Consider the following 23,974-nt stretch of genomic DNA (forward strand, 5'->3'; position numbering starts at 1 on the left):
CCGCTAGCTTAGTTGGCCGAGGCCTTTACCGGTGGTGCAGACGTGCGGCTTGTCGGTTTGGCGTTGTGGGCGGCATGGTCTGCGTGCTCAAGGACGCGGGACACCGTGTAACCGATGACCAGGCCCCAGAACGCGGGATGGATGTTGAAAAGGCTCAGGCCGGACATGGTCACCACGAACGTCACCAGGGACCCCAACGTGAACGCCGTGGCGAATGCGGCCACGAACGCCTGCTGGAGAGCCCGCAGCATGGCAATGCCGCCCAGGGCGAGGATGAATTCCGTAGGCGCGGCGAGCATGAGCTGCGTGAGCGCGGGAGCCAGGAGTGCACAGGCCATTGCCAGGACGCCGAACACCACGGCAGCAGTGTACTGGCGCCCCTTTGTTCCGGAAGACGTCAGGAGGGCGTTGGTGGGGCCGGTCACGCACGCTGAGACAGCGCCGCAGCCTGCGTTGAGCAACGAAAAGGCGCCCGAAACGATGGCGAAGACGTTGACCGGCGGATGGTGGCCGGCGGCGCGGAGAACGGCGATGCCCTGGCCATTCTGAACGAACAACACGGTGAGGGCCAGGGGAACCACGAGCTCAAGCTGGGCGGCCCAGGTGAACTCCGGAAGGGTGAAGACCGGGGCGGCCAGGACCGGTCCGCCCGCATGGAAGGAGAACTGACCGCTTGCCGCGACGGCGAGGCACCCCGCCACCAGGGTGCCGAGTACCGGTGGAAGGTACCGGCCAAGGGCGGGCACGGCGGTGAGGACCAGGAAAGCGACCACCATGGGGGCGGCCACCACCGGGTTCGCCTGGGTTGAGGCGACGATGTCCGTGCCGAATTTGAGGAACACGGCGGCCACCATGGCCATAACAATCGGCATCGGAACCGCTGCCATGATCCGACGGATTACCCCGGTGGAGCCCAGCGCGAGGACGAGAAGTCCGGACGTGAAGAAGGCCCCCACCACTTCCGCGAAGGACAGGTGCTGCAGGGACGGACCCAGGAGCACGGTCCCGGGAATGGACCAGGCGAAGCCCAGCGGCTGTCGGTAGAGGAGGGACATCACCACGGTGGCCGCCCCGCCCGAAAAGAGGATGCCGAACACCCAGGACGCGAGCTGGGCTTCGGTCAGTCCTCCCGCGGTCCCGACGGCCAGGGTTACTGCTATGGGACCGGAGGCGGAGAAGACGAGGCCGATTACCCCGTTGGAGACATAGGGCAGGCCCAGGTCGCGGATAACCTGGCGTACGCCTGCAGGGCGCACACCCGGGCGCTCCAGCAGTGGCTGGCGGCCGTGGGCCGCAACGTTTTCCGCGGGAGGGGTGACGTGCGGGTCCTGATGGGATGGCAGCATTGGGGCTCCTGGCGACGGCGGCAAAAAACAGGCGCCCCGGAGTTTTCACTCCGGGGCGCCTGCGGTGCCGGGCCGAGGCGCCGGCACCGATTGTCAGCGGTGGTTCTTACTTGTGCTGGCCTTCCTTGGCGAGGACGTAGTCGTAGACCACTTCCTCCCCGGCGCCGCCATCCGTGCGCGGCTTGGGGTCGAGCATCAGTTCGGGCTTGACTGCCGAGGCGATGTCGTCAGCGTTGTGCGGGTCGCCGGGGAAGTACAGCTGCTGGGTTACGGGCTGGAAGCCGGGTGCGGAAACCTTGATGTGGATGTGTGCAGGGCGCCAGGCGTGCCAGCCTGCGGCGTTGATCAGCTGCCCGCAAGCACCGTCCGTCGGAATCTGGTATGGCGCAGGGCGCATCGTGTTGATTTCGAAGCGGCCGTCGTCGTCTGCCTTGATGGTGCCCCGGAAGAGCCAGTCGGGCAGGCCCGGTGCGTACTGGGAGTAGAACCCGGCGCTGTCGGCGTGCCAGATTTCCACCTGGGCATTCTGGATGGGGTTACCGTCTGTATCGGTGAAGCGGCCGCTGAAGTGCAGCGGTGTGCCCTCCTCGTCCTCACGCATTTCGACGGTGCCGGGGGTCTGGAGCACCGGGGAGTCCGGGACGTAGTAGGGCCCTTCGATGGTGCCCACGGTGCCGGGACGGTCCTGGGAGTTGACGTCCTCCACGGTGTGCTCGAGCCACACGTCAAGGAACAGGGGCCATTCCCCGTCAGTTCCCACCTTGATGAGCCAGGCTTTGAGTGCGTTGTACTCCTCGTAGGTGACCTGGTGTTCCACGACGATGTCGTTGGCGGCCTTGATGAGTGCCCCTGCCAGCAGGCTCACTCGTTCCTTCGGTACATCCAGGTGGGAGAGCTTGCCTGAGGCGGCGAAGCGTTCGGTGGCCTTGGAGCCGGCTTCGACGGCAGTGCCCTCGTCCTCTTTGCGGGTGTCTGCTTGGGTCTCGGTCATGGTGATGTCCATACTCCTCTTTGAATGGGGACAGGAACTGCTCCTGGACCCGGAGTCAACCGGAGGGGGCAGGATCTGAACCTGCCGCGGCGCAGTTCGGTGATGTCAGTTTCATCGTAGGCGTGAAATAAGGACGCTACAAATATCGATTTGGCCTGTTTTCTGTCATTAACCAGACATAAAGACACCCTTGGCCGAAGCTAGGTGTTTGCCTGATGTGAGTGCGGTCACCGTAAGGAAGACTGGCGTAACAACGTCCCCCTGGGCACCGCGGGTTGGCCCGGACCTCCCGCTCATCCGTCCAGCACCCTCCATCGAAGGAGCACGCCATGACCGAGAACCTGGCCCATGTCCGCGAGGTCCTTGCCGACGCCGTGATCGATGACCGTGAGAACGGCGTCATCCGAGCCAAGCGCGAAATTTTCACCGACGAAGAGATCTTTGAACTGGAGATGAAGCACATCTTCGAGGGCAACTGGGTTTATCTCGCCCACGAATCCCAGATCCCCAACGTGGGGGACTACTTCACCACCAACATCGGCCGCACGCCGGTGATGATTACCCGCGACAAGGACGAAAAGCTCAACTGCCTCGTCAACGCCTGCTCACACCGCGGCGCCATGCTGTGCCGCCGCAAGACGGACAACCGCACCACTTTCACGTGCCCGTTCCACGGCTGGACGTTCAAGAACTCCGGTGAGCTGCTGAAGGTGAAGGACTCCCGAAACGCGGGCTACCCGGAGACCTTCAACAAAGAGGGCTCCCACGACCTCACCAAGGTGGCCCGCTTCGAGTCCTACCGCGGCTTCCTCTTTGGTTCCTTGAAGGCGGATGTGCTCCCGCTCGAAGAACACCTGGGTGACGCCACCAAGGTGATCGACTCCATCGTGGACCAGTCCCCGGAGGGACTGGAGGTGCTGCGCGGTGCGTCCACGTACACCTATGACGGCAACTGGAAGGTGCAGGCAGAGAACGGCGCGGACGGTTACCACGTCACCGCCGTGCACTGGAACTACGCCGCCACCACGGCACGCCGTACCGCCGGTGACTCCGCCAACAAGACCAAGGCCATGGATGCCGGCAAATGGGGCAAGGTCAAGGGCGGTTTCTATTCCTACGACCACGGGCACCTGCTGCTGTGGCAGGAATGGACCAACCCGGAGGACCGCCCGCTGTGGGACCGCCGTGACGAGCTCGTTGAGAAGTACGGCGAGGAGATGGCCAACTTCATGATCAATATCTCGCGCAACCTCTGCCTGTACCCGAACGTCTACATCATGGACCAGTTCTCCTCGCAGATCCGCCACTTCCGTCCCATCTCTGCGGACCAGACCGAGGTGACCATTTACTGCATCGCGCCCAAAGGTGAATCGCAGGAGAACCGGTCAAAGCGGATCCGCCAATACGAGGACTTCTTCAACGCCACCGGCATGGCCACTCCCGATGACCTCGAGGAGTTCCGGTCCTGCAACAAGACCTACTGGGCCACTTCGGCGCCCTGGAACGACATGACCCGCGGTTCCACGCACGAGATCGCGGGCCCCGATGAGCAGGCGCAGGCGCTGGGCATGACCAGGGTCATCGCGTCCGGCATGCGCACCGAGGATGAGGGGCTGTACCCCATTCAGCACGGGTACTGGAAGGAAGTCATGGACCGGGCGCTGGCGGAGGCCGAGACCGAAGCCTCCGCGCTGGACGCCGTTCCAGTCATCGCCTGACCCAGCCCACGTGGAACCAGAGAGAGTGCAGAACCCATGACCAACCTGACAAAACCCGCTTCGGCGCTCAAGAGTGCCGAGGAGATCGCCGCCCTCGAAACCGTCCGCTCGTTCCTGTACAAGGAAGCCCGCCTGCTGGATGACCGCCGGTTCGATGAGTGGCTTCAGTGCTACCACCCGGACTCTGAGTTCTGGATGCCCGCCTGGGACGTCGATGACCGTCTGACCGAGGACCCGCAGAACGAGATCTCGCTCATTTACTATGACAACCGCGGCGGCATTGAAGACCGCGTCTTCCGGATCAAGACGGACCGCTCCTCGGCCACGTCCCTGCCGGAGCCCCGCACGGGGCACAACCTCACCAACATCGAAATCATGGAGCACGACGGCGACCAGGTGAAGGTGCGCTTCAACTGGTTCACCCTCTACTTCCGCTACAACACCACGGACACGTACTTCGGGACCAGCTTTTACACGATCGATCTCTCCGGCGGCGAGCCGGTCATCATGAAAAAGAAGGTTGTCCTCAAGAACGACTACATCCACCACGTTGTGGACGTCTACATGATCTGACGGCCAGCGCCGGTGCCCGGCATGTGCCCGGCACCGGCCTTGGCCGTTTCACCACCCGTGCCCCCGGAGGGCACATCCGCACTACCCCGGGTCGCATCGAGGCGCCCCCAGCCAGGAGGAAACCATGGGCCACAAAGTAGCCCTCAGCTTTGAGGACGGCGTCACCAAGGTCATCAAGGTCGGCGATTACGAGACCGTGATGGACGCCGCCTATAAAGCACGCATTAACATTCCGTCGGACTGCCGGGACGGGGCATGCGGCACCTGCAAGGCTTTCTGCGACTCCGGCACCTTCGATCCGGGCGACTACATCGACGACGCGATGACGGAGGAGGAACTCGACAAGGGGTACCTGCTCACCTGCCAGGCGGTCCCTGAGTCGGATCTGGCCATTCAGATTCCTGCCACGTCGGAATCCGCCAAAACCTCAGCAACCACCTTCACTTCCACCATGACGGAACTCAACAAGCATTCGGAAACGACAGTTTCCTTCACCCTGGCGGCGGAAAACCGGGAGGCCCTGGCTTTCCTCCCGGGCCAGTACGTCAACATCAAGGTCCCCGGAACGGACGCGGAGCGCTCCTATTCGTTCAGCAGCGGCCCCGAGGTGCAGGATGCGTCGTTCATGGTGCGGGTGACGCCGCAGGGTGCGATGTCCGAATACCTGCGGGACAGGGCGGCCGTGGGCGACACGATCGAGTTCACGGGTCCCTATGGATCCTTCTTCCTGCGTGAGCCCAAGCGGCCCCTCCTCCTGCTGGCAGGCGGCACCGGCCTGGCCCCGCTCCTGTCCATCCTCGAGAAGCTTTCCGAGAACCCGGCGTCGGTGCCGGTCCACCTGATTTACGGCCTGACCAGGGAAGCGGACATCGTTGGCCTGGACTGGTTGCGCGAGTATGAGGCGAAGCTGCCCGGATTCACCTGGGACTACATTGCCTCCGAGCCGGGCACGTCCGCTCCGCACACGGGTTATGTCACCCAGATCATCGAGCCAAAGCACCTGAACGACGGCGACGTCGACATCTACCTGTGCGGTCCGCCTCCCATGGTGAACGCTGTGTCGAAGTGGCTGGATTCTGAGGGCATCAAGCCCGCTAACTTCTACTTCGAGCGCTTTGCCCCGAAGGAAACCACCGGGGGCGACGCGGAAACAGGCGCACCGGCACCAGCAGAGAAGATCGAGGCCGAGGGCGACAAGATGAGCCGCAGCGAGGCGGTCTCTTCCCTCGAAACCGGCCGGCTGGACTTCCGCAAAGAGGACAGCTTCGCCCAGCTGGACGCGCGCATGGGACTGGAGCTCGCGGTGAGCGAACTGATGCTGGGCCGCCTCAGCGAGGAGCAGCTGCAGCAGTTCCGGCGGCTCGCCGAGGCCACCGGCCGCTCGGTGGCTGCCGGCACCATCCAGGAACCGGATGAGTTCGCACGGACCAACGAGGAGTTCCACGAATACCTTTTTGTGGTCTGCGACAATCCCATGCTGCTTGAGTCCTACCGCCGGCTCGACGTCCACGCACAGATGGCTGCAGCCTTCGAAGCCGGAACCGCAATCTTTGAGCGGGTCACACAGGACCATCTTGATGTGGTTGACGCCTTTGAGCGCAAGGACAAGGCACGGGTCCGGGAGGTCATAATGGCCCACGCCCACGATGCCAAGGAAACGATGGCCGGAGCGATCGACGCGAAGGCGGGCCGCTGATGACCCGGGCATACGCGGGACAGTTCATTACTCCCGGCCGGTACGCCGGCAAGGTCGCCGTGGTGACCGGTTCCGCCCAGGGCATTGGCCGGAAGGTGGCCGAGCGCATCGGTGCCGAGGGCGGCGCCGTCGTCCTCGTAGACCGGGACGAATCGGTCCATGAGGTGGCGCAAGGAATCCGGGACGCCGCACAGGGTTCCGGTTCGGAAGGCTCTGCCACATCGGTGACCGCGGACCTGGAGACTTTCGCCGGAGCGCAGCAGGCAGTGGACGCGGCACTGGCCGCCCACGGCCGGGTGGACGTCCTGGTCAACAATGTTGGCGGCACCATCTGGGCCCGCCCGTATGAGGAATACGACGAGGACAAGATCGAGAAGGAGATCCGCCGCTCACTCTTCCCTACCCTCTGGACCTGCCGCGCGGTACTGCCGGCCATGCTGGAGCAGGGTTCGGGCACCATCGTCAACGTTTCATCCGTGGCCACCCGCGGCATGCACCGTGTGCCGTATGCGGCGGCGAAGGGCGGTGTCAACGCCCTGACCCAGTCACTGGCGATGGAGGTTGGCGGTCGCGGCATCCGCGTGGTGGCGGCGGCCCCCGGCGGCACGGAGGCGCCGCCCCGCAGGGTCAAGCGGGGACCCGAGGCCGAATCTGCCACGGAAAAAGCCTGGTACCAGGTGATCGTTGACCAGACCGTGGACTCGTCGTTCATGAAGCGCTACGGGACATTGGACGAACAGGCTGCACCCATCGTGTTCCTGGGTTCGGATGAAGCGTCCTACGTGACCGGCAGCATCCTCCCCGTCGCCGGCGGCGACCTGGGCTGAGGACAGCATGTCGGATGGCCGCCGCCGGGGCCGGAACGGCGGCTCCGGTAGAGTTGCGGCCATGACGGCGCCCTCCATCCACGGTGAAATGGCGGAGGACTTACCGCTTGTTGGCCGGTCGGGGGTCTTTGAGGAACTGTTGGCGGTTTTCCGGACCGTCCGCAAAGGCAAGGTGGGTGCCGTGGTGGTCTCCGGTCCCGCCGGGTCCGGGAAAACCGCGGTTCTGGAGCTGTTCCTTGAGCACTGCCGCACCGGGGCCCGTGGCGTCCGGGTGCTGTCCGCCATGGGCGACGAGTGGGAGGCGCAGTTTCCCCTCGCCGGCTACTCCCAGCTCATGCTCACCTCGCCGCTCCGTTCGGCCAAGGATTACGACGGCGGACCGGCCCTCCCCGCGGGTCCCGTCGCGGCTCTTACCCCCGCCCAGGTTGTTAATTACGCTGCCACCCTCAGCACGCATCTGGAGGCACTGCAGTCCCACGGAAGCGTCGTTGTCGCCGTGGACGACGTCCACAAACTCGATGTGGAGAGCCTGCGCATCCTGACTTTCGTTATGCGGCGGTTGCACGGAAAACGGGTTCTGTTTGTCCTGACGCTCAACCCCGACGATTCCTTACGCGTTCCTACCGGTGTGCTGGACTTCCTGACGGGCCATCAGGTGGCCACTATCCCGCTGGAGCCGCTCACGCCGCAGCAAGTGCAGGATCTCGCCAGGAGGATGCTCGGCATCGACCTGAGTGCGACGGCTGCCCACGGCCTGGTCCGGCACACCGGAGGGCTTGCACAGCCGGTCGTGGAGCTGCTCCAGGAGTTGCCGCCGGAAACCTGGCAGACGTGGTTTCCCTCTCTGCCTCCAACGTCCCGTGTGCGCGCCCGGGTGCGGAGCGTCCTCGCTGCAGCGTCCCCCGGGCTGGTTGCCGTCGCGGAGGCCGCGGCAGTGCTCGGGAGTGCCCCAAGCATGGCAGACGTTTCCCAGGTCAGCGGGGCGGAATCCGTGATGGAAGCACTCGATGAGGGACACCGTGCCGGGCTGCTGGGGCTGACGGTTGACCAGGCCCGTTCCGCCGTTGTGTTCTTTGGACCGGGCACCGCGGAGGCCATCTATGAACAGATCGTTCCCAGCCGGCGCATCGCGCTTCATCGGCTGGCCGCTGAGGCGGTGCAGCCCGAGGGTGAGCGGTTGGGCCACCGCGTCTCCGCCACACCGGGCGCGGATGAGGCCCTGGCGGAGGAGCTGGAGGAATTCGCCCGGCGTCAGGCCCGGGTAGGGGCGTGGCAGGATGCCTCCACGGCTTTGTTCTCGGCGTCCCGGCTTTCCCTGGACATCCGTTCCCGGAATGACAGGCTCCTGAGGGCCGTGGATGCCCTGGTGGGTTCCGGCAACATTGCCCAGGCCCAGATGTGGACGGCGGCAGTGGACGCCCTGCCGCCGTCGCCGCTCCGTTCCTCCGTCCTGGGCTACCTCTCGACAGCGTCGGGACAGAACGACAGCGCACAGACGCAGTTGGAGATGGCCTGGCGCACGTCCAGCCCGCAGCATGATCCGGCAGCCGCCGCGCAGGTGGCTCAGCGCTTCGTCCTGCACGGCGTGGCATCCTGGGACGGCCCGATGATCACAACCTGGGCTGAACGGGCCATGGAACTTACCGAGCCGGAAAGCCCCGCCCACATCGAATCGGAGGCCATCTACGGCCTGGGCCTGTATGCGCAGGGCAGGCTTTCGGAGGCGGAGGCCTCCTATCACCGGGCCTTCGAACACGCTGCGGAGAACGCCCAAAAACAGCGGGTCCAGATGGGCGCGGGCTGGCTGGCACTGCGGCTGGACAACGCTGAGACGGCGCTGGTGAACTTCGAGTCAGCAGCCCCCACGGAATACCGTGGCGGCTCGATGCGGATTTCCCTCTGGGCCGAGGCCTGGCTGGCGCGCACCCACCTGGTGCTCGGCAACTGGGATGCTGCGGCCGCTACAGTGGCACGCGCCTCCGTACGCCTGGAGACCTCGCGAATGCCGCTGATCCGCCCGCTGCTTTACTGGACTGCCGCTGAGCTGTGGTCCCTGCGCGGAGACTGGGAGCGCGCCCGTTACTACGTCTCCCAGGCCGCCGTGCAGCCCGGGACATACCGCGCCATGCAGGTGCCGGCGAGCCTCGCCCGCGCCCGCTTCCACGAGGCGAGGGCGGATTATGAAGGCGCTTTGGCCGTCCTCCAGCCGCTGACGGAGCTTGACCCGTGGACCGAGCACCGGGTGTCCTTCTGGCCATGGCAGGACACCTACGTCAACGCCCTTGTCATGACGGACCAGCTCGACGCCGCCGACTCCTTCCTCACCGCGTTCGAGCGGGTGCCCCGCGAACGGGAGATACCTTCGGATATGGCGCGGATGGCGTGGGCGAGGGGACGGCTCGTGGCGGCGCAGGGAGACCCGGACACCGCCAGGGAACATTTCGAGGCGTCCCTGGGGCACCTCAGGGGCCTGAACCGCCCATATCTGCGGGCACGGGTTAGTTTCGCCTTCGGCCAGAGCATGCGGCGGGCGGGCAAGCGGCGCCTGGCGTCGACCGTCCTCCGCGCGGCCCGCGACTTATACGACTCCCTGGGGGCGGCCACCTACGTGGAACGGTGCGACCGGGAGCTCAAGGCAACAGGGCTCGACGCCGGAAACGTTCCGGACCCTGCCGACCCCGTTCTGACCGCAGTCAGCAACCACCATCTCCAGCTCACGGCACAGGAACGGGCGGTGGCCGAACTGGTGGCGGGCGGTGCCACCAATAAGGAAGCGGCCCGCGCGCTGTTCCTGGCCGAGAAAACCGTGCAGTACCACCTGACCCGGCTCTACCGAAAAATGGGGATCCGCTCCCGCAGCGAGCTCGCGGCCGCGTTCCGGGCCAAGGATTGACGCTGGAACACGGCCGCGCTTTACGTGCTTCTGCACCGGCGTTTACTTGACGCCGGTGACTACCTGACGCCGGCGTCTACTTGACGTCTGAGGGGTGCTTCGCGAGCGGCACCACCGAGATGTCCATGTAGGGGAACAGCGGCAGGTTCTGCAGGATCTCGTGGAGTTCGTCGTTCGAATCGACGTCGAAGATCGAGTAATTGGCGTATTCGCCCACCACGCGCCAGATTTCCGGCCACTTGCCGGAGCGCTGCAGCTGCTGCGAGTAGGCCTTCTCCGTGGCCTTGATCTCCGCGGCCTCATCGGCCGGCAGGTCGGCGGGAATGTTTACGTCCATGTGGACCAGGTACTTCATGAATGTCCCTTCGGTAAAGCGGTTGCTATTTGTCGGTGCGGTAGAGGGAGAGCTTGTCTTCGTCAACGGCGGTACCCACACCGGGGCCCTCAGGGACACGGATGCGTCCGCCGGTGATGGCCAAAGGCTCAGCCAGCAGGTCGTCGGCCATGTCCAGGTAGTTGGAAAGTTCCGCTGCACGTTTGGCCGTGTGGGCGAAGGCTGCGCCGAAGGTCACCGAGGCGGCCGTCCCGACCTGCGTGTCGATCTGGTTGCCGATGTAGACGTCGATGCCCATGCCCTCGGCCATCCCGACGATTTTGGCGGCCTCCGTAAAGCCGGACCGGGCCGTCTTTACCGCCAGGAGGTTGGCGCCGCCGGTGAGGATTTCCCGTGCGGCTTCACCGAGGTTCGGGGCGGATTCATCTGCGGCGATGGGAATGGGGGAGCTGGCCACCAGGCGGCGGCGGCCCAGGACCTCGCGGGCGTCGTCGGGCTCCTCGAGGAACTGCAGGCCCAGATCCGCCGTGCGGCGAAGTACTTCGGCCGCCTCGTTGGCGGACCAGCCGCGGTTGGCATCCATATAGAGCTCGGCGTCTTCGCCCAGGCCTTCGCGCAGTACCCGGGCGGCCTCGACGTCGAGGTGGAGGGGGCGCCGGCCGGTCTTGAGTTTGAACGTGTTGATGCCGTACGTCCCGCGGAACTCCAGGGCCAAAGCCAGCAATTCCTCGGCCGGCTTGAAGCCGAGCATGTGGGAGACGCGCAGCGAGTCCGTGTACCCGCCCAGCAGTTTTGTCACGGGCTGACCGAGCGTCTTGCCGATGACGTCCCAGAGCGCGATGTCCACTGCGCCCTTGGCGGTCTGGTTGTGCACCGTGCGGTACAGGATGGCCTGGACCTTTTCGCGGTCGAAGATGTCGACGCCGATCAGCTGCGGGGCAAAAATGTCCTCCACCACCGCAACGATCGACTTTTGCGTCTCACCGTAGGTGTACGGGCGCGGCGGGGTGTCAGCGATGCCCACCACGCCGTCGTCCGTGCGAAGCCTGATCAGCACGTGGTCCGCCTCGTGCACGGACCCGGACGCGAAGTGCAGCGGATGAAGGTAAGGGATCGAGTACGGAATCGCCTCAATGGCTGCGATCTTCATGCGTGGGTAAGCCTTTCATCTGTAGGAAACTCATCCGTGGGAACCGGCGCAGGGCCGGGGGCCGGGGCAGGCGCCGCGGCTCCCGCGGTTGCGGTCGCCACGACTTCCAGGAAGTTGTGCAGCAATGCTGAATGATGTCCGCGCAGCCAGGCGACAGCGAGCTCCACTTCGGGGACGTTTTCAATCTCCCGGTAGGCCACGCCTTCAAGCTGGAACGCCTGCACGCTGGACGGCATGACCGCCACCCCGCCGCCTGCGGCTACGAACGCCAGCATGGTCGAGGTTTCCCCGACCATCTGGGTGATGCGCGGCTGGAAGCCCGCCTGGCGGCACAGGTCCGCGGTGGTGCGGTAGAGCACGGACTCGGGTCCGTAGGCGATGAAATCCTGGTCCTGCAGCTCGTGCATCGCCACCGGCCGGTCCACGGCCAGGGCGCTGAACGAGGGAAGGGCGACAACCAGCGGCTCCCGGGTCACAGTCCTGTAGTCGATGTCCTGCGAAGCGACGGGGGGCCGGAGCAGTGCTGCGTCCAGGGTGCCGTCCCGCAGCCCCTCTTCCATGGAAGGTGTGAGCATTTCGCCGTGCAGGGCAAGGGACAGGCCCGGCAGGACCTGTTTCGCAAGCCGGGCGATCCGGGGCATCACGCCGTACGTTGCCGACCCTGAGAAGCCCACCCGCAGGACCCCGGTTGCGCCCCGCCCCACCTGGTAGACATCGGCCTGGAGGGTGGCGACGTCGTTGACGATCTGCCGCCCGCGGTCCAGCAGGAGCTGGCCTGCCGCTGTGAGGTCAACCCTGCGGGTGGTCCGGTTGAGCAGCTTGACGCCCAGCTGATCTTCCAGCTGCCGGATCTGCTGTGAGAGGGGTGGCTGGGCCATATGCAGGCGCTTGGCGGCACGGCCGAAGTGCCGCTCCTCGGCGACTGCGATGAAATAGTTCAGCTGGCGGATGTCCAAAGGTGGTCCCGTCCTTCCGCTCACCGGCCCCGATGCCGTTCTACGATTTATTCAAAGAATAACCATAATAAGCCCCACTAGGATATTTTGCAGACGTAATGTTGCTCAGCCGGCCATGCCAAAGCACCTACTTCAGCTGCACCGCCGGAATGCTGTCCTCTGTCCGGCCTTCGACGAGCTCCTCCACCTGGTGCCCGGCCTCTTCCAGCTTGCGCTGGCGGGGCACCAGGACAGTGACCAGGGCGCCGACCAGGGCCACGGCCCCGTAGATGTAGAAGGCTGTGGATCCGCCGATGCCTGCGGCGGCCAGCCACCCGCCGATGATCGGACCGAGCACCCCGCCGAGCCGCCCCACGCTTGCGCACCAGGCCACACCCGCGGCCCGGGCATTGGTGGTGAAGTAGTTGGACTGGAAGCCGTAGATCAGCACCTGGGTTCCCAGTGTGCCCACGCCGGCGAGGGCGATGAAGGCAAAAAGCAGCGGCAACGGAAAGCTGAAGGTCATGAGTGCCAGGGAAATGGTGGCCAGCGCGAACGTGGCCGCGATGACCCGCTGGGGGCCGCTCTTGTCCGCCAGCCGGGATGCGAGCAACCCGCCCGCCACCGCGCCGAGGTTCAGTGCCAGCGGGAAGAACAGGGAGTACGTCCGCCCGTAACCGTAGCCCTCCATGATTTTGGGCAGCCACGTGTTGAGCCCGTACGTCAGCAGAAGGCCGCAGAAGGACATCAGGCCCAGCAGGACGGCCGCCACAGCGAACTGGCGGGAAAACACGGCTGCAAAGCCTGATTTCAGCGGCGCGGCGCCAGCCTGCAGGATGACCCGCTCTTCGATCAGCGGGACGCCGGTGCGCTGTGCGGCGGCCAGGGCCTCCTGTTCGCGGCCACGGGACAGCAGCCACCGCGGTGACTCCGGGAGTTTGCGCCAGGCGATGGGCAGGAGGATGACCAGCGGCAGCGAGCCGATGATGAAGAGCCCGCGCCAGCCGATGCTGTCGAGGAAAAGAATGCCCAGGACGGAGGCAAGGACACCGCCTGCCGGGATGCCCGAATACACAATGGCGTTGTAGAACTGCCGCCTTCCCGCTGGCGCGAATTCGGCCATGGTGGCGCCGGCGCTGGCGATGACTATGCCCAGCCCGAGCCCGGTCGCAAACCGCAGGGCACCAAAGGCAGGGACGCTGGTGGCAAAGGCCGTGGCGAACATGCCGACGGAGAACCAGGCGATGCCCAGGAGCATCAGCCGGCGACGGCCGAAAAAGTCACCGATAGCCCCGCACACCAGGGAGCCGACGAGTACCCCGATGAGCGCCCAGGATCCCAGGAGGCCGGCGGTGACTGCATCAAACGCTCCGATCTGGCCTGCGTCCGCGAGCAACCCTGGCAGGACCGTGCCGTAAATGACGAGGTCGTAGCCGTCGAACAGGAGGGCTGTGCAGATGATGAAGGCCACCCAGTTGGCAGTGCGTGCCTCCTTTTGTGGGTTTTCGGCTAGTACGGCATGCGGTTGTGACATGGTCTCCGAGTCCTCTCTGACTGAAGGGGAAGCCGGCGGCGCCGGAAGTGTCCGGCGGGGCCGTCCTCTGATTGCTTTCAGCCTGACAGGAGTGTGACCCAAGCCATATGAGGGGATTCCCCGGCTTTCCGCCCGGGGGGTATTCATAGGCTGCCGGTCTCAAACGGACGGTTTTGGGGAGTCAGTGCCCCGGGTGCGCTGTCCGTATCAGTCCAGACGATCTGGATATGGAAGGCGGGGCCGGAACGGTGGTTTGTCAACCGGCCCGTGGGTAGGCTGGCAAAATGATCAACCCTGCGCGCCTTTACTCGGACCTGTCCCGCCTCGGCCGGGAATCGGACATGTTTTTTGCCACCGTTGAGTCCCTTGCCGACGACGAGCTGACCGTTCCCTCGCTGTGCGAGGGATGGACCCGCGCCGAGGTCATTGCCCACGTCGCATCCAGCGGCCGGGCGCTGGTAAACCTCATCGACTGGGCAACCTCCGGCGAGGAGCGTCCCCTGTACGCCTCAGGCGAGGCCCGCGCCGCGGAGATCGCAGCCTTGGCGGCACTGCCGCGGCAGGAGCTCATCGGGGAAGTGCGGGAGTCCGCCCGTAATTTTGCCGAACAGGCACAGCGGCTCAGCGGGGAACTCGCAGCCACGGAACTGCAGGTAAACGGCAAGGCAGTCCCTGCCACGTCCATCGTGGCGCTCCGGATTGCCGAGGTGGTGATGCATCACCATGACCTCGACACCGCCTGGACCATCGAGGAGGCGGATCCGGATTCGCTGCTGAACGCCCTCGAAGCCGTAGTGCGGTCCCTGCGCGCCAAAGGCGCTCCCGGGATGACGCTGGTGACCGAAGAGCGTGACGAATGGGTCATCGGCGACGGCGGAGTGCGCGTTGTGTCCGACCGCGAGGGCCTGCTCCAGTGGCTGGCGCGCGGCGACGCTGAACATGTCGACATTGAAGGGCCCGTGCCGGTGCTACCGGCCTGGTGAGGCACACCCCCGCAGGTCCTTGGTAAATGCGAGGGACCCGATTAGTTCAGGGTCCCGGTCAAGGTCGAACTGTGCCTCATATCCCGTGGTGAGGTACAGGTGCCTGGCTTCGGGCTGCCGGGGACCGGTGGTGAGATACACGCGCCGGTAGCCGCGCCGCGCTGCCAGCGATTCCAGTTCCGCCAGCACCAGGCGGGCCAGTCCGCGCCGGCGGTGCGCCGAGTGTGTCCAGATCCGCTTGAACTCCGCGGTGTCCGCGTCATAGTGGCGGAACGCACCGCCCGCCACGGACGCGCCGTCCTCCTGGATCACCAGCAGCGCACCGCCCGGCCCTTCGAATTCCGACGCCGGGTAGCGGTTGAGCTCCTCGGCGGCGGCGCCGCGCCCAAACCGGTCGCCGTACCGGGAATCGTATTCCACGGCCAGCTCGTCCAGGAGGGGGCGGACGCGCGGATCGTGCATGGGCAGGTTCAGGACTGTCAGCGCCGCAGGATTCAGCGGCGGCCGCAGGGTGCCGGCCGGATCCGCTGAAGCATGCTCCGGCACGTCCGGTCCGGCAGGAAAACGGGTTGTTGCATTCATCCTTCAGGGCCTTCCGACGGCGGCAGGTTGGGCAGGTGCGTCCTGTCCGGGGGAGTGGGTGGACGTTGGGCGCCTGGACGTCGGGCGTCTCGAGACCAGCGACGCGGCAACGCCCAGCACTGTCCGGGCGAGGGCGTCATTTTCGCGGAACGGGGCCGCGTTTGTCCCCGGCCGGGCAAAGGCGCCGGCGCCCCAGCCCGACGTTCCCGGGCCCACGGCGAAGAGGCGGCCTGCCGGCCGGCCCTGCCCGTCCAGGAGCGCGTGCCGGTCAGAGACGAGCAGTTTTCCGGTTGAATGGATGCCGTCCGCGGTGAGCAATTGCTGCTCGGTACCCAGCCCGGCGGAGTGCAGCGCGGCCAGCATCGGGTTGAGTGAGCGGACCACGGACGTTGAAGGCAGCCGGGCCTCGATGAAGGCCTTGGCCCGGACAACGAAGCCGGTCTGCGCCGACCCGGCCACAAACTCCCCGGTGGACTCGTCGGCCGTCACGCTCAGCCCGGGACCCAGGAAGCGAAGCAGTCCGGCCCGGTGCAGTGCCAGCATCTCGCGCAGCCGGCGCGGCGGCGGCCCGGAGTCCACAAAGCTGAAGAATCCGTGCCACCAGCCGTGGACCGTCTGCTGGGACCTGGCGTTGAGCCGCTCGGCCGGGACAAGCCGGCCAAGGTCCATGTACACCTTCAGGAGCGCCACAAAAAGGGCCATCGTCTCGGGATGGTCCGGGCTGTCGCGCAGCGCCAGATCCTCGTCAATGTAGCGGGCCACTGCCTCCTGGACGTCGGCGGATCCGCCGAACTGCCTCCGGGCGAAGGGCCGGTCCAGGGCGTCGAGGTCAAGGCGAAGGGCAGGGTCCGGAACGGCCGAGGCCACCAGTTCCTCCCGTGCGGGGCTGTCCCAGTCCAGTCCGGCAAAACGCGCGGAAAACTCCGGCCAGCCCGTGCGGACCCGCTCCGGGCTGCCGGTGAACAGTTCCCGGTAATACCCGTACCCGGCCTCCTTGGCGATGAGTGGCCACAGGTGCTCCCGGAAATCCAGCTCGGCATGGCTGTCCAGCAGGGCGTCCACCGCGTCGGAGGTGAAGAAGCGCAGCGCGCCGGGCGCCTCACCCTGCAGGGAGGCGGAGATTTTGGAGTGGTACGGCACGCCGCGCCTTGATCCGGCCCACAGCCGCGGTTCGCGGCCGGACGCCAGATACCTCAGGCCGCCGCCGGCGGTTTCCTCGAACCGGCCGCCGCGCCCCTCCATCAGCAGGACCAGCAGGTCCACAAACGCCAGGCCCATGCCGGCGACAATCACGTCCTGGCCGGGTGCCAGGGGTGAATAGTCGACGTCGGTGGTGTAGCTGGGTGGCACATGGAAACCGCCGTGCCGGGCGGCAAAGCCGGACCAGGAAGCGGACGCGGCATCGGGCCGCGAGTCTGTGTGGCCCAAGGCGTTCACCACGACGTCGGCGTGCAGCGTCCCGCCGTTGGCCAACCGCACGACGTGCGAACCGTCGTCGTGCGCGTCCAGGTGCGGACCGTCTTCGGGGGCGCGGCGGGGCGCAGGCTCCACCGCCACCGCGGTGGAGCGGTGGACCGTGACGGTGCCGCCGAGCTTCGCAACGGCCCGGCGGAAGAACCACTCCAGGTACTGGCTGTTCAGCTGGCGGGTGGGGAACGTGGCGCCGGTGAGCGTGCGAAGCTGCTCGCGCAGGGCCAGGGGAAAGTCCGGGACGTCCGTGATGGACCCGTCCAGCACGCCGGCCGCCCACTCGGCGAGTCCCGGCCCGTCGGCGGCGGGGCCCTCGCAGGCAACGGAGGAGTCGGTGAACATGGTGACGTCCGCGGCCGCCGAGTTCAGCATCAGGCCCGGGTGCTGGTCGTACCGCCAGATGCGGCCGGAGCCGGGCTCGTAGGGTTCCACCACATGGATATCCAGCGGTCCCGGGAACAGCGCCCGGTTGGCGGCAAGCCGCTCCAGCACTCCTGCCGTCCGCGGACCGCCGCCGACAAAAACAACGGAGGGTGCGTGCGCTGGCATGGGGGCTCCTGGTTCCGGACGGCGGTTGAGTGCCCATGCTAGGCAGCGCGTCCGACGTCGGTCGAGGGCCTGGTCACGCCCGTTAACTCCGCGTCACAGCACGTCAAACGGCGCAAGAAACCGACTCATGACGCCGCATGTAGCCCGGTGAAGTAATGCAACCAGGCGCCTTGCTGCCCCTTTCCCGGCGGCCCTAGATTTGCAGCCAGCACGCCGGAGCTTCCCGCTCCGGCATCCTTTCCGGGCATCCCTCCGCGGACGCCCCCGACAGACGAAACGAGGTGGCGCATGAGTTCAGCAGCAACCAACGTGGCCCGGCCGGCAGAGTCAGCACGGACCGAGCCAGAGGCAGCACAAGCACAGCCGGAACAGTCGCTGTCCGCCCAGGCCCGGCCGGCTGCCGGACCGTCGCCTGCCGGGGCAGGAGCGTCGGGTCGAGGCCCGTCCGGCCCGTCCGGCACCAACCCGGGACGCGGGCCCGCCACCGACTACTCGGGGTACCCGCTGGTGGCTTCAAAGCATCCCTGGCGGTGGGCGGGAACAGCAGTGGTGGCCCTCGGTGTGGCCGGGATAGCGTGGTCGCTGGCCACCAACCCGCGCTGGGAGTGGGGAGTGGTGGCGCAGTGGTTCACCGCCCAGTCCGTGGTCAACGGGCTCCTGGAAACCCTGAAGCTGACGGCCATTTCCGGCCTGCTGGGGTTTGTGCTGGGCTTCATCCTGGCGCTGATGCGGCTGTCCGCGTCACCGCTCCTGGTCTCCGTCTCGTGGACGTTCTCCTGGATCTTCCGCTCCACGCCGCTCCTGGTCCAGATGCTTCTTTGGTACAACCTTGGCTACCTGTACGAGAAAATCAGCCTGGGTGTCCCGTTCACGGACGTCCGCTTCTTCGAGGTGCAGACCACCACCCTGATCAGCCAGTTCGCGGCGGCAGTGCTCGGCCTGACCCTGAACCAGGCCGCCTACTCGGCGGAGATCATCCGCGGCGGGATCCTCTCCGTGGACCAGGGGCAGCTTGAGGCAGCCGCCGCGCTGGGCATCCCGGCCTGGCGACGCTCCACCCGGATCGTCCTGCCGCAGGCCATGCGCGCCATTCTGCCCACGGCCTTCAACGAGATCATCGGCCTGGTCAAGGGCACCTCGATTGTTTACGTCCTGGCCTATTCGGAGCTCTTCTACACCGTCCAGGTCATCTATAACCGGACCCAGCAGGTGCTGCCGCTGCTGCTCGTGGCCACGCTCTGGTACGTGGTGATCACCTCCGTCCTAAGCGTTTTCCAGTACTACATTGAGCGGCACTACTCCAAGGGTGCACTGCGGAGCCTGCCGCTGACGCCGCTGCAGAAAGCCCGGAAATTCTTCGCCACCCACGCCGCGGCACCCAGCCGAGCAAGGAGCCCCCGATGAGCACCGCCGTCGCACACGCCACGTCCGGAACGGCCACGGCCGCCGGCAGCGCTGAATCCGCCTCCCCGGCAGCCACCCGCGGCCTGGTGGAAATCACCAAGGTCCGGAAGTCGTTCGGCGCCACCGAAGTCCTGAAGGGCATCACCCTGACGGTCGAGCCCGGGGGAGTGGCCGTGATCGTGGGTCCGTCCGGCTCCGGCAAGTCCACCCTGCTGCGCACCATCAACCACCTTGAAAAGGTGGACGGCGGGCACATCGCCATCGACGGGAAGCTGGTGGGCTACGAGGTCCGGGGCAAGCGGCTGCACGAGCTGCGCGAGCGGGACGTCCTGAAGCAGCGCACCGAAATCGGCATGGTGTTCCAGAACTTCAACCTGTTTCCGCACCTCACCGCGCTGGAAAACGTGGTGGAGGCGCCCGTTGTGTCGCAGGGCCGTTCCAAGGAGGAAGCGCGGCGCCGCGGACTGGAACTGCTGGACAGGGTGGGCCTGAAGGACCGGGCCGGCGCCTACCCCCGCCAGCTCTCCGGCGGCCAGCAGCAGCGCGTCGCGATCGCCCGGGCGCTTGCCCTGGATCCCAAGATACTGCTGTTCGACGAGCCCACCTCCGCCCTTGACCCGGAACTGGTCAACGAAGTGCTGGACGTGATCCGCGAACTGGCTAAGTCCGGCACCACCCTGATCATCGTCACCCACGAGATGGGGTTCGCCCGCGACGTGGCGGACACCGTGGTGTTTATGGACGAGGGCCGGATCGTGGAACAGGGCAGCCCCCAGGAACTCTTCACCAACCCCCAGGAACCACGCACCCGGAGCTTCTTCTCCAAAGTGCTCGAACCGGCTTTCAACATCTAAAGGAACATCCCATGGCTTTCTTCACCCACACCACCCGCCGCAACGGCCACGTGCGCACCCTGGCGGCCCTGCCCGCCGTTGTGCTGCTTGGAACTGCGGCGCTCGCCGGCTGCGCTGATCCCGGCGCAACGGCTGCCGGGTCCGCCACCGGAGGCGCGCAGACGACGGCGGCACGCAACGGCGTGGTCTACAACACCGCCCCTGACCAGCAGCGCATCCGGGCAGAGAAGGATGCGGCGCTAGCCGCCAAGGTCCCGGAGCTGATCGGCAAGGACGGCAAGCTGACCGTGGCCACCACGGCCGGTTCCATCCCGCTGTCCTTCCACGCCACCGACGACAAAACGCCGATCGGTGTGGAGCTGGACCTGGCCCAGCTGGTGGCGGACAAGCTGGGGCTGGAACTGGACGTCCAGATCACCTCGTGGGAGAACTGGCCGCTGAAGACCCAGTCCGGCGATTTCGAAGCGGTGTTCTCCAACGTGGGCGTCAACAAGGACCGCGTGAAGCTGTTCGACTTCGCCACCTACCGCGCGGCGTACATGGGCTTCGAGGCCAAAAAGTCAGCAACCTATGACATCAAGGGCGCGGATGACATCTCCGGGCTGAAGGTCTCTGTAGGCTCCGGAACGAACCAGGAGAAGATCCTGCTGGCGTGGAACAAGGAACTGGAAGAGAAGGGCAAGGCTCCCGCGACGCTGCAGTACTACTCCTCCGACGCGGACACCATCCTGGCTCTCTCCTCCGGCCGGACCGATCTCAACATCGCCCCGTATCCCTCCACCGTGTACCGGGAAAACACCCGCGATGACCTGAAGGTCGTGGGCAAGGTCAACGCCGGCTGGCCCTCCGAAACGCTGGTGGCCGCCACGACGCTTCGCGGCAACGGCCTCGCGCCTGTCCTCGGGGACGCGCTGAACTCAGCCATCAAGGACGGGTCCTACGCCAAGGTCCTGGAACGCTGGGGACTGACCGAGGAAGCCCTGCCGGAATCCAAGACCATCACGGAGGAAACCTTCGCCGCGGCCCAGGCCAGCGCAACCCGGACCGGGGCGGCAAAATGAAGTTCCAGGTCCTGGACATCATCCCGCACCTGAAGAATCCGCTGACGGGAGAGATCGTGTCCACCGCGGACCGGCTCAACCAGGTGGTGGAAACGGCCCTCCGAGCCGAAGAGCTTGGCTTTGACAGCTTCTCGGTAGGGGAACGCCATGCGGGCGAGTTCATTTCCTCCTCGCCCAGCACGGTCCTGGCGGCCATCGCCGCCGTCACGGACAGGATCCGGCTGCAGAGCGGCGTCACGGTGCTGGCTGTGCTGGATCCCGTCCGGGTGGCCGAGGACTATGCCACCATCGACCAGCTCAGCCGTGGCCGGCTGGAACTGGTGATCGGCAAGGGCAACGAAGTCCTCCAGTACCCGCTCTTTGGCCTGGACCTGGATGACCAGTGGGACCTTCTGGCCGAGAAGTACGGACTGCTGCGGCGGCTCTGGCGCGAGGAGGGCGTGACCTGGTCCGGCCGGTTCCGCGCGCCGCTGACCGAGCCAACCACCACCACGCCCAGGCCCTTCGCTGGTCCGCCCCGGATTTGGCACGGGTCGGCTACAACGCTGACATCGGCCGCGCTTGCTGCCCAGTGGGGCGACCCGCTGTTTACCGCGAACGCCATCCAGCCGCGCGAAAACTACAAGGTCCTGATCGAGCATTACCGCGAGGAGTATGAGCGCCACGGCCATGATCCCAAGCTGCAGTTCCTGGGTTCGGGCAGCGGTGCCGGCGGTGTGTTTATCGCGGACACCACCCAGGAGGCCATCCGCCAGTACGGCCCGGTCTACGAGGCCCTGACGGCCAACCGCAACGTGCCCGGGAACAATTCGCCGTTCCGCGACATCCAGCACGCCGTGGCAGAAGGCCCCGCCCTGGTGGGCAGCCCCGAACAGGTCATCGACAAGATCCTCAGCTACCACGGGCTCTACGGACACGACCTGCAGTCCATCTCCCTGCCCACCACGCTGCCCTTCGAGCAGCAGCTGGACATCCTGGAACGGTTCGCCCTGGACGTCATTCCCGCCGTCCGGGCAGCAGCGCCCACCACTTTGTGGGAGGCCGGGGATCCTTACGGCAGCCGCCCCGAATCCGCCGCCAGCCATGCAAACAGCCTTTCAAGCAGCCATCTAAGCAGCAGGAGTGAGAATGCCCTTGTCCACTGAAACAGCCCAGGAATCCTTCGACGCCGACTGGCAGGAATGGCACGCGGCGCACGAGCGCCACCGCGCACACCCGCACGGCTTCCTTGCCGTAACCCACCTGCACTGGCTGGGCAGCGAACCCGCCCGGCTGGAAGGTGCCCCCGGCACCTGGAGTGTGGAGGACGACGTCGTCCGTGTGGTCCTCGAGGCGGGCGAAAGCCTGCAGCGGGACGGGCAGGAGCTGAACGGCGCGGTGACGCTGGGCTCCATCGAGGAGCGCGGCGGCATCAACCTGGTGGCCGGCGAGACGGTCATTGAGGTGGCCAAGCGCGGCGGCGAGTACATTGTGCGGCCGCGGAATCCGGAGAACGGGCTGCTGCGTGACTACCAGGGGACGCCGGCCTATTCGCCGGATGCGGCGTTCGCCGTCCGTGGAACGTACGTGCCGTTCGAGGTGCCGCGGCCCACCACGGTGGGTGCCGCCGTCGAGGGCATTCAGCATGTCTACGAAGCGCCGGGCGAAATCCGCTTCAAGCTGGCCGGCCAGGAGCTGGCGCTGACGGCGTTCAACGGCCAAGCCCCGGGCTCGCTGTCGGTGCTGTTTACCGATCAGACCTCCGGCACGACCACGTACGCAGCCAACCGCTCACTCTCGGTGGTTCCGGCCGCGGACGGGTCTGTGCAGCTTGATTTCAACAGGGCCGTGAACCTGCCCTGCGCCTACACCGGCCTCGCCACCTGCCCGCTGCCGCCGGCGGAAAACCGGCTGCCGGTGGCCATCGCGGCCGGCGAGAAGATTCCCTACGAACGGCAGGACCAGCTGTGAGCACCTCTGAATCATCCGCAGTAGAACCACACGCCGCTAAAACACGCCGGGCGGGATTCCTCGCCATCGAGCTCGACGGCGCCGGCCGGGAGGGCGTGGACATTTCCCGTGCCGTGCTTGCCGCGGAGTCCGCCGGATTCCACGTAGCCACTTTTGCTGACGCGCCCGCTCCCGGCCGGGCCAACGCGCTGCAGCGTGCCGCCTTCGCCGGCCCGGTGACCCGCACGATTGCCCTGGTCCCGGAACTGGACACCGTCTACACCGAGCCGTTCCACGTCTCCACCCAGCTCGCGAGCCTCGACTACGTCTCCGGCGGCCGGGCCGGGTGGATTGCCACCGCAGCAGAGTCTCCCCAGGCGGCCGCCGCCGTCGGACGCACCAGCGCCACGGGTGGGGCCCTCAGCCAGGAAGCCGCGGCATCCATCGAGGTGTCCCGCCGGCTGTGGGACTCCTGGGAGGACGACGCCGTGATCCGCGATGTTGCCACCGGGCGGTACATCGACGTGGACAAGCTCCACTATGCGGACTTTGAAACGCCGGCCGGGTTTGCCGGCGCCGGCTACTCGGTCAAGGGTCCGTCCATCATTCCCCGGCCGCTGCAGGGTCAGCTTCCGGTGATTGCCGCCGCGTCCCTGGTGGGCGAAGGGCAGGTTCCCGCTGACGCCGTGGACGGCGTGCTTGTCAGCGCGCCGACACCTGAATTGCTCGCCGCCGAGGTGCGCGATGTCCGCGTACGGCTGGGCGGGTCCGTGGCGGTCATCGCCGAACTCGACGTCGTCCTGGACTCCCGCGGGCAGGCTGCCGCTGAGCGGGCGGCCGCTGGTCGGTTGGCGGGCTCCGGTTCTGATGGTTCCGAAAGTGGCCGCGCGCGTTACGCAGGCACTGCGGCCGGACTGACTGACCTCCTGGCGGAGCTGCTGTCGGAGGCCGACGGCGTCCGTCTCCACCCGGCGTCGCTCGCCCTGGAGCTGGACGAACTTTCCCGCCTGGTCCTGCCGGAGCTTCGGCGGACCGGCGCCCTGCGGGCGCCGGTCCAGGACGGAACCTTCCGTGACCTGCTGGGCCTCACCCGCCCGGCCAGCCGCTACGCACACTCAGCCGCGGCCGTTGCCGCCGGAAACTAA

The 23,974-nt window shown here is 66.5% G+C and carries 20 protein-coding genes; 12 read left to right on the plus strand and 8 right to left on the minus strand.

The features are described 5' to 3' along the window. Nucleotides 1–8: 8 nt before the first annotated feature. Nucleotides 9–1,346: a benzoate/H(+) symporter BenE family transporter gene (locus GUV69_RS15940; RefSeq protein ID WP_164204169.1), complete on the minus strand. Its 1,338-nt coding sequence runs from the start codon at nt 1,344–1,346 to the stop codon at nt 9–11. A 106-nt stretch (nt 1,347–1,452) separates the two neighbouring features. Continuing rightward, nucleotides 1,453–2,349 carry a catechol 1,2-dioxygenase gene (catA, locus tag GUV69_RS15945; RefSeq protein WP_164204172.1) on the minus strand — a complete coding sequence of 299 codons (897 nt, stop codon included), beginning with the start codon at nt 2,347–2,349 and terminating at the stop codon, nt 1,453–1,455. Between the two features lie 317 nt (nt 2,350–2,666). Here catA and benA point away from each other — a divergent pair, with 317 nt between their 5' ends. The 5 genes from benA to GUV69_RS15970 all read left to right on the plus strand — a co-directional run bounded on the left by benA (nt 2,667) and on the right by GUV69_RS15970 (nt 10,044). Next, complete coding sequence (benA, locus tag GUV69_RS15950) at nt 2,667–4,055, plus strand: benzoate 1,2-dioxygenase large subunit (protein ID WP_164204174.1); 1,389 nt, start codon at nt 2,667–2,669, stop codon at nt 4,053–4,055. A gap of 36 nt (nt 4,056–4,091) precedes the next feature. Next, on the plus strand, nt 4,092–4,628 hold the full coding sequence (gene benB, locus GUV69_RS15955; protein WP_164204176.1) for a benzoate 1,2-dioxygenase small subunit: 537 nt from the start codon (nt 4,092–4,094) through the stop codon (nt 4,626–4,628). Between the two features lie 124 nt (nt 4,629–4,752). Next, nucleotides 4,753–6,324: a benzoate 1,2-dioxygenase electron transfer component BenC gene (gene benC, locus GUV69_RS15960; protein WP_164204178.1), complete on the plus strand. Its 1,572-nt coding sequence runs from the start codon at nt 4,753–4,755 to the stop codon at nt 6,322–6,324. After that, nucleotides 6,324–7,151, plus strand: a complete 828-nt coding sequence (locus tag GUV69_RS15965; RefSeq protein ID WP_164204180.1) for a 1,6-dihydroxycyclohexa-2,4-diene-1-carboxylate dehydrogenase — start codon at nt 6,324–6,326, stop codon at nt 7,149–7,151. Before benC ends, GUV69_RS15965 begins: the two co-directional genes overlap by 1 nt. A 61-nt stretch (nt 7,152–7,212) precedes the next feature. Further along, entirely contained in the window at nt 7,213–10,044 is a 2,832-nt protein-coding gene (locus GUV69_RS15970; RefSeq protein WP_164204182.1) for an AAA family ATPase, read from the plus strand. 76 nt (nt 10,045–10,120) lie between these two features. Here GUV69_RS15970 and catC read toward each other — a convergent pair whose 3' ends face one another. The 4 genes from catC to GUV69_RS15990 form a co-directional block, all read right to left on the minus strand. Beyond that, nucleotides 10,121–10,399 carry a muconolactone Delta-isomerase gene (gene catC / locus GUV69_RS15975; protein WP_164204184.1) on the minus strand — a complete coding sequence of 93 codons (279 nt, stop codon included), beginning with the start codon at nt 10,397–10,399 and terminating at the stop codon, nt 10,121–10,123. A 25-nt stretch (nt 10,400–10,424) separates the two neighbouring features. After that, nucleotides 10,425–11,528, minus strand: coding sequence for a mandelate racemase/muconate lactonizing enzyme family protein (locus tag GUV69_RS15980; protein ID WP_164204186.1), 1,104 nt, complete (start codon nt 11,526–11,528; stop codon nt 10,425–10,427). Further along, entirely contained in the window at nt 11,525–12,484 is a 960-nt protein-coding gene (locus tag GUV69_RS15985) for a LysR substrate-binding domain-containing protein (RefSeq protein ID WP_164204188.1), read from the minus strand. The genes GUV69_RS15980 and GUV69_RS15985 overlap by 4 nt, the downstream gene beginning before the upstream one ends. A gap of 127 nt (nt 12,485–12,611) precedes the next feature. Beyond that, a complete protein-coding gene (locus tag GUV69_RS15990; RefSeq protein WP_164204190.1) occupies nt 12,612–13,997 on the minus strand; it encodes an MFS transporter in 1,386 nt (461 codons plus the stop codon). A 284-nt stretch (nt 13,998–14,281) separates the two neighbouring features. Between GUV69_RS15990 and GUV69_RS15995 the strand changes: the two genes are divergently transcribed. After that, complete coding sequence (locus GUV69_RS15995) at nt 14,282–14,980, plus strand: maleylpyruvate isomerase family mycothiol-dependent enzyme (RefSeq protein WP_164204192.1); 699 nt, start codon at nt 14,282–14,284, stop codon at nt 14,978–14,980. Here the strand turns inward: GUV69_RS15995 and GUV69_RS16000 are convergent. Together GUV69_RS16000 and GUV69_RS16005 are read right to left on the minus strand one after the other, a co-directional pair. Next, a complete protein-coding gene (locus GUV69_RS16000; protein ID WP_431197132.1) occupies nt 14,966–15,442 on the minus strand; it encodes a GNAT family N-acetyltransferase in 477 nt (158 codons plus the stop codon). The two genes, GUV69_RS15995 and GUV69_RS16000, sit on opposite strands and share 15 nt — an antisense overlap. 123 nt (nt 15,443–15,565) lie before the next feature. Further along, nucleotides 15,566–17,581, minus strand: coding sequence for an FAD/NAD(P)-binding protein (locus GUV69_RS16005; RefSeq protein WP_164204196.1), 2,016 nt, complete (start codon nt 17,579–17,581; stop codon nt 15,566–15,568). 288 nt (nt 17,582–17,869) lie between these two features. On the opposite strand from GUV69_RS16005, the gene GUV69_RS16010 reads away from it, so the two are divergent. From GUV69_RS16010 to GUV69_RS16035, 6 genes are read left to right on the plus strand one after another with little or no spacing between them, the layout of a single operon-like run. Next, on the plus strand, nt 17,870–18,985 hold the full coding sequence (locus tag GUV69_RS16010; RefSeq protein ID WP_244292748.1) for an amino acid ABC transporter permease: 1,116 nt from the start codon (nt 17,870–17,872) through the stop codon (nt 18,983–18,985). Continuing rightward, nucleotides 18,982–19,839: an amino acid ABC transporter ATP-binding protein gene (locus tag GUV69_RS16015; RefSeq protein ID WP_280113760.1), complete on the plus strand. Its 858-nt coding sequence runs from the start codon at nt 18,982–18,984 to the stop codon at nt 19,837–19,839. The genes GUV69_RS16010 and GUV69_RS16015 overlap by 4 nt, the downstream gene beginning before the upstream one ends. An 11-nt stretch (nt 19,840–19,850) precedes the next feature. Further along, nucleotides 19,851–20,900 carry a transporter substrate-binding domain-containing protein gene (locus tag GUV69_RS16020; RefSeq protein WP_164204198.1) on the plus strand — a complete coding sequence of 350 codons (1,050 nt, stop codon included), beginning with the start codon at nt 19,851–19,853 and terminating at the stop codon, nt 20,898–20,900. Then, nucleotides 20,897–22,045, plus strand: a complete 1,149-nt coding sequence (locus GUV69_RS16025; protein ID WP_164204200.1) for an LLM class flavin-dependent oxidoreductase — start codon at nt 20,897–20,899, stop codon at nt 22,043–22,045. The genes GUV69_RS16020 and GUV69_RS16025 overlap by 4 nt, the downstream gene beginning before the upstream one ends. Then, nucleotides 22,029–22,850: a DUF1684 domain-containing protein gene (locus GUV69_RS16030; RefSeq protein WP_164204202.1), complete on the plus strand. Its 822-nt coding sequence runs from the start codon at nt 22,029–22,031 to the stop codon at nt 22,848–22,850. Before GUV69_RS16025 ends, GUV69_RS16030 begins: the two co-directional genes overlap by 17 nt. Next, entirely contained in the window at nt 22,847–23,974 is a 1,128-nt protein-coding gene (locus tag GUV69_RS16035) for an LLM class flavin-dependent oxidoreductase (RefSeq protein WP_164204204.1), read from the plus strand. Before GUV69_RS16030 ends, GUV69_RS16035 begins: the two co-directional genes overlap by 4 nt.

Source organism: [Micrococcus luteus] ATCC 49442 (genome assembly GCF_010367585.1).
In the GTDB taxonomy this organism is placed as follows: domain Bacteria; phylum Actinomycetota; class Actinomycetes; order Actinomycetales; family Micrococcaceae; genus Arthrobacter; species Arthrobacter luteus_A.